The 12,823-nt window shown below is 64.9% G+C and carries 10 protein-coding genes; 6 read left to right on the top strand and 4 right to left on the bottom strand.

The genetic code is table 11. The features are described 5' to 3' along the window. Nucleotides 1–8: 8 nt before the first annotated feature. Together hutH and LB552_RS20735 are read right to left on the bottom strand one after the other, a co-directional pair. Nucleotides 9–1,505: a histidine ammonia-lyase gene (gene hutH / locus LB552_RS20740; protein WP_224609864.1), complete on the bottom strand. Its 1,497-nt coding sequence runs from the start codon at nucleotides 1,503–1,505 to the stop codon at nucleotides 9–11. Then, nucleotides 1,502–2,503: an ornithine cyclodeaminase family protein gene (locus tag LB552_RS20735; protein WP_224609862.1), complete on the bottom strand. Its 1,002-nt coding sequence runs from the start codon at nucleotides 2,501–2,503 to the stop codon at nucleotides 1,502–1,504. The genes hutH and LB552_RS20735 overlap by 4 nt, the downstream gene beginning before the upstream one ends. Nucleotides 2,504–2,942: 439 nt before the next feature. On the opposite strand from LB552_RS20735, the gene LB552_RS20730 reads away from it, so the two are divergent. The 6 genes from LB552_RS20730 to LB552_RS20705 all read left to right on the top strand — a co-directional run bounded on the left by LB552_RS20730 (nucleotide 2,943) and on the right by LB552_RS20705 (nucleotide 10,597). Further along, nucleotides 2,943–3,929 carry an ABC transporter permease gene (locus tag LB552_RS20730; protein ID WP_140640030.1) on the top strand — a complete coding sequence of 329 codons (987 nt, stop codon included), beginning with the start codon at nucleotides 2,943–2,945 and terminating at the stop codon, nucleotides 3,927–3,929. An 88-nt stretch (nucleotides 3,930–4,017) separates the two neighbouring features. Further along, nucleotides 4,018–5,043 carry a sugar ABC transporter substrate-binding protein gene (locus LB552_RS20725; RefSeq protein WP_140838895.1) on the top strand — a complete coding sequence of 342 codons (1,026 nt, stop codon included), beginning with the start codon at nucleotides 4,018–4,020 and terminating at the stop codon, nucleotides 5,041–5,043. An 82-nt stretch (nucleotides 5,044–5,125) separates the two neighbouring features. After that, the gene (locus LB552_RS20720) at nucleotides 5,126–7,249 is read left to right on the top strand and encodes an ABC transporter permease (protein ID WP_224609861.1); all 2,124 of its coding nucleotides are present in this window, start codon (nucleotides 5,126–5,128) and stop codon (nucleotides 7,247–7,249) included. Further along, a complete protein-coding gene (locus LB552_RS20715) occupies nucleotides 7,246–8,298 on the top strand; it encodes a hypothetical protein (protein WP_224609859.1) in 1,053 nt (350 codons plus the stop codon). The genes LB552_RS20720 and LB552_RS20715 overlap by 4 nt, the downstream gene beginning before the upstream one ends. Then, nucleotides 8,298–9,794, top strand: coding sequence for a sugar ABC transporter ATP-binding protein (locus tag LB552_RS20710; protein ID WP_224609857.1), 1,497 nt, complete (start codon nucleotides 8,298–8,300; stop codon nucleotides 9,792–9,794). Before LB552_RS20715 ends, LB552_RS20710 begins: the two co-directional genes overlap by 1 nt. 395 nt (nucleotides 9,795–10,189) lie before the next feature. After that, the gene (locus tag LB552_RS20705) at nucleotides 10,190–10,597 is read left to right on the top strand and encodes a carboxymuconolactone decarboxylase family protein (RefSeq protein ID WP_224609855.1); all 408 of its coding nucleotides are present in this window, start codon (nucleotides 10,190–10,192) and stop codon (nucleotides 10,595–10,597) included. Nucleotides 10,598–10,768: 171 nt separating this feature from the next. On the opposite strand, the gene LB552_RS20700 is transcribed toward LB552_RS20705, so the two are convergent. Both LB552_RS20700 and LB552_RS20695 read right to left on the bottom strand, forming a co-directional pair. Beyond that, nucleotides 10,769–11,656 (bottom strand): amidohydrolase family protein, encoded by an 888-nt coding sequence (locus tag LB552_RS20700; RefSeq protein ID WP_224609853.1) that lies wholly within the window; start codon nucleotides 11,654–11,656, stop codon nucleotides 10,769–10,771. Continuing rightward, nucleotides 11,656–12,774 (bottom strand): vWA domain-containing protein, encoded by a 1,119-nt coding sequence (locus LB552_RS20695; RefSeq protein ID WP_224609851.1) that lies wholly within the window; start codon nucleotides 12,772–12,774, stop codon nucleotides 11,656–11,658. The genes LB552_RS20700 and LB552_RS20695 overlap by 1 nt, the downstream gene beginning before the upstream one ends. Between the last annotated feature and the right edge of the window lie 49 nt (nucleotides 12,775–12,823).

Below are 12,823 nucleotides of genomic sequence, written 5' to 3'. Positions count from 1 at the left end.
GAAAAGCGTCAGCCCGTGGCCGGAGGGCCTTGCCAGATTCCGCTGGCGAGAGCGGCATAGAGCGCTTCAGCGTCGATGCCGAGCGGCCTGTCTTCCTTGAGCGTCGCCACATGCGAACGCACGGCCGCGTGGATCGCGCCGGTGGCCGGCGCGAGCGCCATGCCCTCGCGCAAGTCGATGGCCTGCGCTGCAGCCATCAGTTCCAAGGCGATCAGTCGCCGCCACAGCACGATCATCTCGGCGCATTTGGCGATGGCGAGCGGCGTCTGCGTGGCGTGGTCCTCGACGCCCTCGGACACGGGCAGGAAATCGAGCATCACCGGATTGGCCTTGTGGCGCATCGCGGCCAGGATCGCCGTCACCGTCTTCTGCAGCGGCACGAAGCCGGCAGAGGCACCGCCGACCGGCGACAAATATTTCGGCAGGCCGTGACGCGTCGAGCCGGTGAGTTGGACGAAGCGCGCGGCGGACGCGGCCGCGCATTGGGCGATCGCCAGGCCAAGCGTCTCGAAGGCGAGCGACAGCGACGCGGTGTGGAAATTGCCGGTCGACATGACCAGCTCATCCTCGGCAAGCACCAGCGGATTGTCGGCGGCGGCGTTGAGCTCGATCTCGACAGCAAGCCGTGCATGGTCGATCGCCTGGATCAGCGCGCCGTGGATCGAGGGCATGCAGCGGATCGACAGCGGATCCTGGATGGTGGTCGGCGCCGGCGCCTCATCGCGCGCCAAGAGGTCGCGCAGCGCCTTGGCCGCAAGCTGCTGGCAGGCGCCCGGGCGTGCCTGATGCTGGCGCGGGTCGAGGATGGTGCGGTTGGCGCCGATGCTTTCCATCGTCAGCGCGCCGGCCTGCTGCTGCTGGTCGAGCGCCGACAGCGCATCGGTCAGCGCTAGCGCTCCGATCCCGGTGGAAACGGCCGAAGCGTTGATCAGGGAAAGACCGTCCTTCGGCGAGAGAGTGACGGGCGCCAGCCGCGCCATCATCAGCGCCTTGGCGGCAGGCATGCGGCGGCCCTGATATTCGGCTTCGCCATCGCCGATCAGCACGCGGGCGACCGCCGTCATCAGCAGAAGATCGCCGGCGCCGATCGAACCCAGCGACGGCATCACCGGATGCACGCCGGCATTGAGCGCTTCGACCAGCGCGGTGAACACGCGCGGCGACAGGCCCGAGCCGCCGGCGGCGAGCATCGCAAGGCGGGCGAACATCGCCGCCCGCACCACCGGAACCGGCAGAGCATCGCCGACGGCGGCGCTGCGGCCTTCGATCAGCTGGCGCTGGAAGGCGCCGGCGTCGCCTTCGACAGCCGTGACGAGATTGGCGCCGAGCCCGGTGTTCAGCCCGTAAATCTGCTGGCCCGCGGCGGCGGCTGCATCGAGGACCTGGCGAGCCTTGTCGAGCTTTTCCAGGACGGCAGGCGTGATCTCGACCTTGCAGGCGTTGCGCGCGGCGGCAACCACATCCTCGATGCTGACGCCGGCGCCGGTGAGAACGAGCGGGCTCATGCGAAGCGCAGCCTCTGGCCGATGCCGTTTTCGCCGGCCTTGGCGAGCATGGCCTTGCCGAGCGCGATGTCCGACAGCGAGAGGCCGCGATGCCAGAACAGGATCGTCTCGCCATCGCTTTGCCGGCCGGCTTTGAGGCCGGCCGCGATCTGGCCGAGCTCGGCATGCAGCGTCGCCTCGCTCAGCCGTCCCGTCTCGACATGGGCGCGCAGCGAGCCGAACTTGCCGCCCTTGCATTGGCCCCAGTCATCGACGACGATCTTCTGCATGATATCGGTCAATGACAGCTCGACCGCGCTCATCGTGCCATAGGGCACGACCAACGCGCCGCGCTTGATCCATTCGGTCTTGAGCAGCGGCTGCGGTTCCGGCAGCCGCGAGGCTTCGACGACGATGTCGGCGCCTTCGACGCAGCTTTTCCAGTCAGCCACGGCCATAACCGGCTTGCCGAGGTCGGCCGCCAGCCTGGCGACAAAGCTATCGCGGCTTTCGGGGCGGCGTGAGTGGACGCGGATCTCGTCGAAGTCGAAGAGATGGTCGAGCAGGCGCACGTTCCAATAGGCGGTGCCGCGCGCGCCGATATGGCCGAGCACCTTGGACGCCTTCTTCGCCAGATGCCTGGCGCCGATGGCAGTGACCGCGCCGGTGCGCATGTCGGTGATGACGGTGGCGTCGAGGATGGCGCGCGGCGTGCCGGTGCGCGGATCGAAAAGATTGAGGATGCCGAATTCCGACGGCAGGCCATGCCTGTAGTTGTCGACATAGTCACCGACGATCTTCACGCCGGCGGCGTCGAGCGGCGCCACATAGCCGCGCAGGACGTTGAAGTGGCCGTGGAAGGAGGGATCCGGCTCGAGATGGACGCGCGGCTCGATCACCGTCTGGCCGTTGCCCTGCGCGACGAGCCCGGCTTCGACGGCGCCGATGATCTCGGCGGCGGTCATGGCAAGCGCTTCGATGTCGAGAGCATTGAGATAGTCGATATAAATCGGCTTCATGCGTTTTCCTCGGCCACCCCGGCTCATCCATAACAGGCGAAACGGCGACACGGAAGTTTGTTGGATAAGCTTTGGACTGGGCCGGCGCCACGGCGGTGTGTGCATGCTCCTGCCGCCAATGCCGGCGCAGAGGTTTCGGGCCATTCAGCGAACAATTGACGTCGTGCCGGGCGCATTTTGCGGACTCGAATTGCGCCGGTCCCGCGGGGTCCGAACAGGTTCTTCCGCGCGCCGTGCGATCACGGCAACGAACCGCCAAAAATCCAAGAGTTTCCAGCTATTGCGCCAGTTGCGGCAATTGATGCGTCCACTCGGAAAATAGTCGGAGAGGCGCGGTTCTTGAACGCGGATTCATTTGACGAGCCGCTGTTGAGCCGATTAGCTTTCATGCGGGGTGAGGGCCGGCAAGGCCTTGCCCTCGGGGCGAAAGACACAAGCGATGAATGCGATCGGCTGGCCGAACTGGAGGCGCCTTAATCAGGAAGGCATCGTCTTTGCCATCGCCATCCTGTTGTTCGCCGCCGCTGCGCTGGGCCTGCCCGGTTTCCTGACCGCCGACAATCTGGTGGCCATCGTGCGCTCGGTCTCGGTGCTCGGCATTCTGGCGCTTGGCATGGCGGTCGTCATCATCGGCCGCGGCATCGACCTGTCGGCGGTGGCGATCATGGCGATGTCGGTCGCCTGGTACCTGCAACTGCTCAACACCGGAACCTCGGACGGACTCGCCTTCGTCTATGTGCTGGCGGGCGTACTGGCCATCGGCCTGCTCAACGGCTTTCTCGTCGCCTATGCCGACGTGCCGGCGATCTTCGTGACCTTGGCCACCGGCTCCTTTGTGTTCGGCTATGTGCGCTCGCAACTGATCACGCAGGATGCCGTGCCGGTGCCCGGCGGACACTGGGTCGAGTTGCTCGGCGGCGTCCGCTTCCTCGATATTCCGGTCGAGGTGTTCGTCTTCGCCGGTTTGGCTTTCCTGGTGTTCCTGTTCCTGCGCTACACCAAATGGGGCCGCTTCATCTATTTCGCCGGCGACAATCCGGTCGCTGCCCGCAACATCGGCGTTCCGGTACGGCCCATGCTGGTGCTGCGCTACGTGCTCTCGGCCTTCGTGGCGCTGATCGCCGGGCTTTTGACGGCAGCCAGCCTGCATTCGATCAACACCCGCATCGTCAACTCGACGCTGCTCTACGACATCGTGCTTGTGGCGGTGATCGGCGGCATCGGGCTTTCGGGCGGCAGAGGCGGGGTGCGCAACGTGCTGGTGGGGGCGGCGCTGATCGGCATCCTGCTCAACGCCATGACCATCATCGACATTCCGCTGCTCTACCAGAACCTGATCAAGGCGGCGATCCTGCTCGGGGCCATCATCGTCGACGGCATCATCAATCCGCGCGACGAACAGACGGCGCAACAGGGCGACATTTAGAGCGGATGGGCCAGCCCATCTTGCTCTGGGGTACCCCGGAGCGATCGCGACGATCGCCCGGCAACGAAAACCGAACCAGAGGTGTGACATGAGACTGCTCAGAACATTGATGGCCGCCGCTACGGCGCTCGCCGTTACCGCCTTCGCGGCGCCGAGTCTTGCCGCGGACGATCCCGGCCCGGCCGCCTATGCCAAGGCGCTCAACGGCAAGCGCGTCATGCTCGTGCCGCTGGCGATGGGCTTCGACCTGGCGCAGGGTTGGGCGCACTACCTGAAGAAGGAAGTCGAGGCCTGGGGCGGCACGTTCGAGACCCGCGACCCGAACTGGGTGGTCGATGCCGGCGCGCAGGCGATCACCGACGCCATCGCTTCGGACACGCGGCCGGACGTGCTGATCATTCATGCGCCCGACCTCAACTCCTACTCGAAGCTGATGAAGAAGGCGCAGGCCGCCGGCACCTATGTGCTGCTGGTCGACAATCCGGCGAACTTCCCGGCCGACGCCTTCGTCGGCAGCGACTGGGACAAGCTCGGCCAGCTCGAAGCCGAAGCGGCGATCAAAGGCTGCGGCGAGAATTCGTCCAAGAAGATCGGGTTGGTGCAGGGCGACCAGGCGAACTCGTCGAGCCTCTACCAGTATGCCGGCATCATGAAGGTGCTGGAGAAGCATCCCGACTTCCAGGTCGTGGCAAAGCCCGACTCGAACTGGGACGCGACCACGTCGCGCAACGTGACGACGACGATGCTGCAGCAGCACCCGGACATCTGCTCGATCATCGACTTCTGGGACGGCGACGCCACCGGCGCCTCGGCCGCGATCCGCGACGCCAAGCTCGACGGCAAGGTGTTCCTGGTCACCACCGGCGGCGGCGAGAAGGCGGCCGATTGCGACAAGCTGAACGACGGCACCTATGGCGCCGTGGTGATGACCGATCTTGCCCGCCAGTCGGGCGACATGAACGCCATCATCAAGTTCCTGCTGCAGAGCGGCCAGCCGGCCGGCACCTCGCATACCTACATCTACACGCTGGAGAAGGCGACGACCAAGGCCGACCTCAAGCCCGACAGCTGCTGGGACCTGAAGGCGCTGCAGGCCGAAGCGGCGGCGAAATAAGCCGCGCAGCCGTAAAAGCATCCACGGGGTGGCCGGATCGTTCCGGCCGCCTCTTTCCCGTTTTTAATGACAGCGGCAGCCGATGAATTTCCGTGAACGCCTCCAGGCCTGGCGCTACAATCTCGTGCCCGACCATCTGGTCGGCGAGATCCTGACCAAGCGCTGGACCGACAACGCCATACCTTTCCTGGCGCTGGTGGCGACGCTCGGGGTGTTCGGCTCGATCATTCCGGGCTTCTTCAAGCTCACCTCGCTGCAGGAATCCACTCGACAGCTCGGCGAGTTCTCGCTGGTCGTCATCGGCATGACCGTGGTGATGCTGGGCGGCGGCATCGATCTTTCGGTGGGCTCAATCTTCGCGCTGTCCTGCTTCTCCGCCGTCTACGTCTTCTTCATTCTCGAACAGTCGATCTGGCTGGCCTTGGCCGCGGCACTTTGCACGGGGCTCGTCTTCGGCGCCGTCAACGGCTACCTCGTCGGCTATCTCAGGCTGCGCGCCTTCCTCACCACGCTGGTCACCTTCATCTTCGGGCGGGCGCTGTTCGACATCCTCGTCACCACCTATGCCGCCGACGTGCAGCTTTCGCAGGCGAGCTCCGATGTGCTCGACTTCATCGGCGACGGCACGTTCTGGGGCCTGTCGGTCTCGGTCTGGCTGGCCATCATCCTTGCCGTCATCACGCATATCGCGCTGACGCGCTCGCGGCCCGGCTGGCATGTGCTGGCGGTGGGCGGCTCCCGGCGCTCGGCGCATAATGCCGGCATCCGGGTGCGGCGCACCGTGTTCATGACCTACGTCTTTTCCGGCTTCTGCGCCTCGATCGGCGGCTTCCTGATCGCCTGCCGGTTGAGCGGGGCGGGGCCGGGCACCGGCCTCAATCTCGAGATCATGGCGCTGACGGCGGCGGTGGTCGGCGGCGTCAGCCTTGGCGGCGGACGCGGCTCGGTGGTCAAGGGCCTGATGGGCGCCATCATCGTTCTGACCATGACCAACGGGCTGATCCGGCTCGGCTACGGCACCGGCACCAACCAGATGGTGCTCGGCATCCTGCTTGCGGTTGCCGTCACCATCGACATCCGCTGGCTGAAGAACCGCCACAAAGTGCTGAACGAGGTCTATGTCGCGCCGGTCTACCTCAAGATGGGCGAGACCCAATCGGCCGCGCCCGGTTCCGGCACGTCCTACGAACTCGACAATCGGCTCTCGGCCGCGGACCATATCGGGCTCGGCGAGCTGGAAGGACCCGAGGACGTCATCCTCGACCGCGACGACCATCTCTATTGCGGCACCCGCCACGGCGAGATCGTCCGCTTCTTCGCACCGCACTACCGGCGTTCCGAAGTCTTTGCCCATATCGGCGGCTTTCCGCTGGGGCTCGCCTTCGACCGGGACGGCAATCTGATCAGCTGCGTCGGCGCCATGGGGCTCTATTCGGTCTCGCCGGACCGGGAGGTGAAGCGCCTCTCGGCAGAGACGGCGCGCTCTTGGACCTCGATCGTCGACGATGCGCGTCTGCGGGACCCGAACGATTGCGACATCGCGCCGGACGGCCGCATCTATTTTACGGATTCGACCAAGCGCTATGACGCCCATGATTGGGCGCTGGACTCGATCGAGAACCGCGCCACGGGCCGGCTGCTCGTCTATGATCCCAAGGACGGCTCGACCAGAACGCTGCTCGACGGCTATCGCTACACCAACGGCGTGTGCATGGCGCATGACGGCAAGTCGCTGTTCTTCGCCGAAAGCTGGGCCTGCCGCGTGCATCGCTACTGGCTGGAAGGGCCGAAGGCCGGCACCGCCGAATGCGTCATCCGCGACATGCCGGGCTATCCCGACAACATCAACCGTGCCTCGGACGGCAATTACTGGATGGCCTGGCTCGGCATGCGCACGCCAAGCTTCGACCTGTCGCTGCGCCATCCCGACATGCGTAAGCGCATGACGCGACGCCTGCCGCAGGACGAGTGGCTGTTTCCCAACATCAACACCGGCGGCGTGGTGAAGTTCAACGAGAAGGGCGGCATCGTCGAGGCGCTCGGCGATCTTTCCGGCAACGCGCATCCGATGGTCACCTCGATGCGCGAGCACAAGGGCTACCTGTTCGTCGGCGGCATCCTCAACAACCGCATCGGGCGCTACAAGATTGAGGGCGCAGACCCGAGCTGGACGAGCCCCGCCTCCTATTGGGGAGGCAAGCCATGATCCTCGATCCGATCCTGGATGTCTTTCGCGGCAGAGCGGTCACCATTCCGCCGCTCGACGGCGCCTTCCGTCCCAACACGCGGCTGGACGACGCGCCGGCCTTCGCCGAACTGAGCGAGCCGGACAATCTGCTGGTGTCTGACGGGCGGCTGCTTGTCTCCAGCGGCAACGCTATCCTGGCGGTTGCGGCTGGTTCCGAGCCCGTCGCGGTCGAAACCTTTCAATCCCCCATCACCGCGCTGGCGCTGTCGCCATCGGGCGAACTGACCGTGGGGCTGGAGAGCGGCAGACTGCTGATTGCCGGCAAGGAGGTTTCGCTGCCGGCCGAAATACGGTGCATCACAGCGCTTGCCTATGCCGATGACGGCACGCTGTGGCTGGCCAATGGCTCCAGCGAACATGCTCCGTCGCAATGGGCGGCCGACCTGATGAAGAAGGGCGCATCCGGTTCGCTGTGGCGGTGCGGGGCGGGTGGCATCGGTTTTCAGAAGATCGCCGGCGACATCGCCTTTCCCTATGGGCTTCACCCGGTCGGCGCCAACGTGCTGGTGAGCGAAAGCTGGCGCCACCAGCTCGTGCGCTTTGACGGCGCGACTGGCAACCGCACCACGGTGCTGACGCATCTGCCCGGCTATCCGGCGCGGCTGGCGCCGGCCGGCGGCGGCGCATGGCTGACGCTGTTTGCGCCGCGCAACCGGCTGATCGAATTCGTGCTGCAGGAAACACATTATCGCCGCGACATGATCAGCCAGGTGCCGCCAGCCTACTGGATTGCGCCGGCGCTGGCCTCCAACCGCAGCTTCCTCGAGCCGCTGCAATGCGGCGGCATCCGCACCATGGGCATCCACAAGCCGTGGTCGCCCAGCCGCTCCTATGGGCTCGTAGTCAGGCTCGACCGAACCCTGCAGCCGCAGTTCAGCCTGCACAGCCGCGCCAACGGCACGCGGCACGGCATCTGCAGCGTGGCGGAGAAGGACGGTCGCCTGTTCATCGCCTCGAAGGGCGGTGACTGCGTGCTGGCGCTCGACGCAGTCACGGGAGGTTTCTGATGGAGCCGATCGTCCGTCTGGAAAATGTCACCAAGACCTATCGCGGCGTGCCGGCGGTGAAGAATGTCACGTTCGATCTGAGGAAGGGCGAGATTCATGCGCTGCTTGGCGAGAACGGCGCCGGCAAGTCGACGCTGACCAAGATCATCGCCGGCGTCGTCGACGCGACTTCGGGCAAGATGTTCCACCAGGGCGTCGAGACGGCTTATGCCTCGCCGCACGCCGCGCTGGAAGCGGGCATCGCCATGGTGTTCCAGGAGACCAGCCTGGTGCCGTCGATGACGGTGGCGCAGAACCTTTATCTCGGCACGGAGAAATTCCTCAACCGGCTGCGCGGCACCTACATCTCGGCGCAGCAATTCCTGCAGTCGCTGAATTTTCCGGTCGATCCCAATGCGATGGTGGCGACGCTGGGTGCTGCCAAGCGGCAGATGGTCGAGATCGCGCGCGCCGTCCACCATAATGCCGAGATCATCATCTTCGACGAACCGACGGCGACGCTGACGCCGGAAGAGAAACGCCACTTCTTCGCGCTGATCCGGAGGCTTAAAGCGCGCGGCGTGTCGATCGTCTTCATCAGCCACGCGCTGGAAGAGGCGCTGATGATTGCCGACCGCATCACCATCCTGCGCGACGGCGAACTGGTGATCACCGACGAGGCATCCGCCTTCGACCGCGACAGGATCGTCGCTGCCATGGTTGGGCGCTCGCTGTCGGGACAGATCTACCGCCAGCGCGACGAGACGAAGCTGCGCAAGGCCGGCAAGAAAGTGCTCTCGGTGCAGGACATCTCGATGAGCAACATCGTGCGCAACAATTCCTTCTCGATCTTCGAAGGCCAGATCACCGGCGTATTCGGCCTGATCGGATCGGGCCGCACCGAGACGTTCAAGATCGTCTCGGGCATCTACAAGCGCGACTTTTTGCGCGGTGGCGCGATTGAATTGGACGACAAGCCGGTGCGCTACCTCGTGCCGAGCGAGGCGGTGGCCGACGGCATCGTCTACGTCACCGAGGACCGCAAGAGCGAAGGCATCTTCGAGACGATGGGCGTCGCCGAGAACCTGTTTGGCGGGTTGCTCGCCGCGGGCCGTGAAAAGGCCTGGATGATCAACCAGCAGGAGATGCGGCAGCTTTCGGCTGAATGGACCAAGACGCTCAACATCAAGGCGATCAACGACAATGCCCGCGTGGTCGAGCTTTCCGGCGGCAACCAGCAGAAGGTGGTGATCGGCAAGGGGCTGGTGCAGCAACCGCGCATCGTCATCTTCGACGAGCCGACACGCGGCGTCGATGTCGGCGCCATCGCCGAGATTCACCAGATCATCAACCGTCTGGCCGACGAGGGCCTCGCCGTCGTCGTCATCTCGTCCTACCTGCCGGAGATCATGAACCTGTCCGACCGCATCCTTGTCTGCCGCCAGGGCCGCATCGTCGAGGAGTTCTCGCCGGCGGAGGCGACGGAGGAGAAGATCATGTACGCGGCGGTGCATTAGGGTAGCGAGGCGACGGCGGATGATCGCGCGATTGGATCGAGCACCCCTGGAGATTAGCCGAGGCGCTTGTCATGTCGTCATCCACGGGCGGAGCAAGGAGCGAAGCGACGCGCGCAGACCCGAGGATCCATGCCGCGGCTTTCGGGCGCCGCTACGGTGCAGAATTCTGCTTCGCCGCGCCCTTCGCGTGAGGGCACGGAATGGATTCCAGGGTCTGCGCGCGTCGCTTCGCTCCTTGCTCCGCCCTGGAATGACGATGCTGAGGTGCTTCGGTCAACCACTGCTGCAGTGTGCTGTTCCGAGCCAAGAAATTGAATCGGACAAACCGTTTAGCCGCCTATGCGCAACACTTGATTCAACGACGTCTTCCATCAGTTCATTGAAAGGACCACACCATGGCCACCACAAAACTCCTCAGCGATGCCGAGGTCGAAAAGATCCCGGCGGTGAAGGCCGTGTTCGACGATATCCGGGCGACGCGAAAATCCGACTTCGTCAACAATTTCTGGCGCGGGCTGGCCAATGATCCGGCGGCGCTGAAGCGGGTGTGGGAGCAGCTCAAGGCGGTGATGGTCGCCGACGGCGCGATCGATCCGCTGACCAAGGAGATGATCTATATCGCGGTCTCGACTGCCAATGGCTGCTCCTATTGCGTCCACTCGCACACGGCCGCCGCCCGCGCCAAGGGCATGACCGACGCGCAGCATGGCGAGCTTGTGTCGATCATCGGGCTTGCCGGCCAGACCAATCACCTGGTCACGGCAATGCAGATTCCTGTCGATCCGCAATTCGAGGTGAAGTGAGGCGCCGGCTTCTCCTTCTCCCCTTGTGGGAGAAGGTGGCCGAGCGAAGCTCGGTCGGATGAGGGGTGTTCCAGCGGTGTGAGAGGCTGGTGTCTTCTGGAGCACCCCTCATCCGTCTCGGCGCTTCGCGCCGATCCACCTTCTCCCACAAGGGGAGAAGGTAAAGCCGCGCTACACCGGCCGATAAACCTTTTCTGCCGTATTCCAGAAAATATCCGCCTCGGCCTTCGCGCCATGTTTCGCCACCGCCGCGCGGTGCGCCTGGATCAGCTCGGCATGGCTGGTCCAGAGCTTCTCGATCGGGAAGTTCGAGCCGAACATCAGCCGGTCGCTGCCGAGAATTTCGACCGCGTTGTCGACGATGTAGGCGATGAGCTCCGGGTCGTTGCGGTGGACGAAGGTGCCGAGCCCCGACAGCTTGGCGTAGAAATTGGGTGCTGCCGAAAGCATGCGCAGACCCGCCTTCCATGCTTCGGTGGTTTCCGGTTCCATGCCGGTCAGCATGCCGGCATGGGTGAGGATGAAATTCGTCTGAGGGTTTTCGCCGACTAGTGTCAGCCCGTCCTTCATCTGCGCGGGAAAGAGCTGCAGGTCGAAGGAGAGGCCGTAATCCTTCAAACGCGCCACGTTCTTCCGCACTTTCGGATCGATCACCTGGTCGGCCGAAGCGGCGAAACGGAAGGCGGGCGTCTCATGCCAGTGGAGCTGCATGCGCACGCCGCGCAGCAGTGGATATTTTTTCAATCGGTCGATCTGCGGGCGGACGTCGTCGACCGTCATGTCGGTATAACCGACAATGGCGTGCGGCCAGCCGGTTTCATCCGCGGTCTTCTGCAGGAAGGCGACTTCCTTCTCGAAATCCTCCTTGGCCCAGTTGGTCTGGACATAGACGGCCTTCTCGACGCCTGAGCCTTTCTGGTCCTCGAGGAACTCGGTGATCGGATAGTCGCGGCGGATCGGCTCGTAGGGGCCGAAGATGCGCGGCACCATCGGCCCGACCAGCCAGGGCTGGTCCCTCTGGCGCCAGATGTGGAAATGCGCGTCGATGGCTTTCTGCATCACGATATCCTTTTCCAGACGACTGAAGCCGCGGGCGCAGGATGGGCGAGCGACAGGATGAAATCGGTGAGGCTTCTCAGCGACGAGCCGTCGACGAGATCGTCGAGCATCGGCAGGATGGCGCCAAGCGCCGAAGTTGCGGGGCGAAAACGCGGATCGCCGGCGAGCGGGCTCGCCAGCGACAGCCGGAAGGCGCGGGCGCTGAACCGCCGCATCGCGGTTTCGAGGTCGGAATGATCGCCGCGTTCCAGTCCGTCGGACAGGATGACGATGCAAGCGCCGCGCGCGAAGGCGGAAAAGCGCGGGACCGACAGGAAGGCCAGCAATGTCGACCCCATGCGGGTGCCGCCGTCCCAATCGTCAACAAGCGCCGCGGCGCGGGCGAGCGCCTGCTCGCGGTCCAGAATGCGTAGCGCCGAGGTGATACGGGTAAGCCGCGTGCCGAAGGTGAAGACTTCGGCGCGGTCTGCGCCTTGCACCGCCGCGTGAGCCAGCTTGAGATAGTCGGCGGTGTGCAGCTTCATCGATCCGGAGATATCGATGAGCAGAAGCAGTTTTCGCGATACCGCCTGCCGCCGGCGCAGCAGCGGCGAGGGGATGTCGCCATCGGCGCTGACGATTTCGCTGAGCGAGCGCCGGAGGTCGAGCGTGCCGCGCGAACGCGTGCGCATGGTGCGGAAAGAACGGCGCGCGGGGAGGGCGGAGGCGAGCTTGCGGCGGAACTGGCCGAGACCATCGGGATCGCGCTGGAAATCGCGGCTGCTCAATTGCTCGAGCGCCGAGGAGAGCTCGCCGCCTTTCTCCTGGCGGGCGATCTGCTTCTCTTCCTCGCGCGTGCCGCGATCGTCCTTGACGCGGGTTTCGTCGTCCTCCTCGCCTTCGGTCGGAGGCTTGGCGTCGCCGTAGAAATAGGCGCGGAAATGCGCTTCGAATTCGTCGCGGCGCTCGGGCGAGGGCGCAAGCGTCGCGAGTGCGGCCTCGCGGATGTCGTTCATCGAGCGCGGGCCGAGCAGTGTGACCGCCTGCATGAAGCTGGTGATTTGTTCGGGCGCGATGGCGAAGGCGTGATGGCGCAGCAAGCGGGCGAAGCGGAGGAACGGCGCGGCGGGACGAGGCAAGCTCTCCTCTCCCCGGGGAGAGGATGCCGGCAGGCAGGTGAGGGGCAGC

Origin of the sequence: Mesorhizobium sp. CA7 (assembly GCF_020165015.1) — a bacterium.
Lineage (GTDB): Bacteria > Pseudomonadota > Alphaproteobacteria > Rhizobiales > Rhizobiaceae > Mesorhizobium.
The sequence above is the reverse complement of the archived record's forward strand: the minus strand, read 5'-3'. Positions and strand labels throughout refer to the sequence as shown.

What these genes read in the sequence shown, in the direction of transcription:
- LB552_RS20715 (WP_224609859.1), top strand. Translation starts at nt 7,246, where the DNA reads ATGATCCTCGATCCGATCCTGGATGTCTTTCGCGGCAGAGCGGTCACC.
- LB552_RS20710 (WP_224609857.1), top strand. Translation starts at nt 8,298, where the DNA reads ATGGAGCCGATCGTCCGTCTGGAAAATGTCACCAAGACCTATCGCGGC.
- LB552_RS20720 (WP_224609861.1), top strand. Translation starts at nt 5,126, where the DNA reads ATGAATTTCCGTGAACGCCTCCAGGCCTGGCGCTACAATCTCGTGCCC.
- LB552_RS20700 (WP_224609853.1), bottom strand. Translation starts at nt 11,656, where the DNA reads ATGCAGAAAGCCATCGACGCGCATTTCCACATCTGGCGCCAGAGGGAC.
- hutH (WP_224609864.1), bottom strand. Translation starts at nt 1,505, where the DNA reads ATGAGCCCGCTCGTTCTCACCGGCGCCGGCGTCAGCATCGAGGATGTG.
- LB552_RS20725 (WP_140838895.1), top strand. Translation starts at nt 4,018, where the DNA reads ATGAGACTGCTCAGAACATTGATGGCCGCCGCTACGGCGCTCGCCGTT.
- LB552_RS20705 (WP_224609855.1), top strand. Translation starts at nt 10,190, where the DNA reads ATGGCCACCACAAAACTCCTCAGCGATGCCGAGGTCGAAAAGATCCCG.
- LB552_RS20735 (WP_224609862.1), bottom strand. Translation starts at nt 2,503, where the DNA reads ATGAAGCCGATTTATATCGACTATCTCAATGCTCTCGACATCGAAGCG.
- LB552_RS20730 (WP_140640030.1), top strand. Translation starts at nt 2,943, where the DNA reads ATGAATGCGATCGGCTGGCCGAACTGGAGGCGCCTTAATCAGGAAGGC.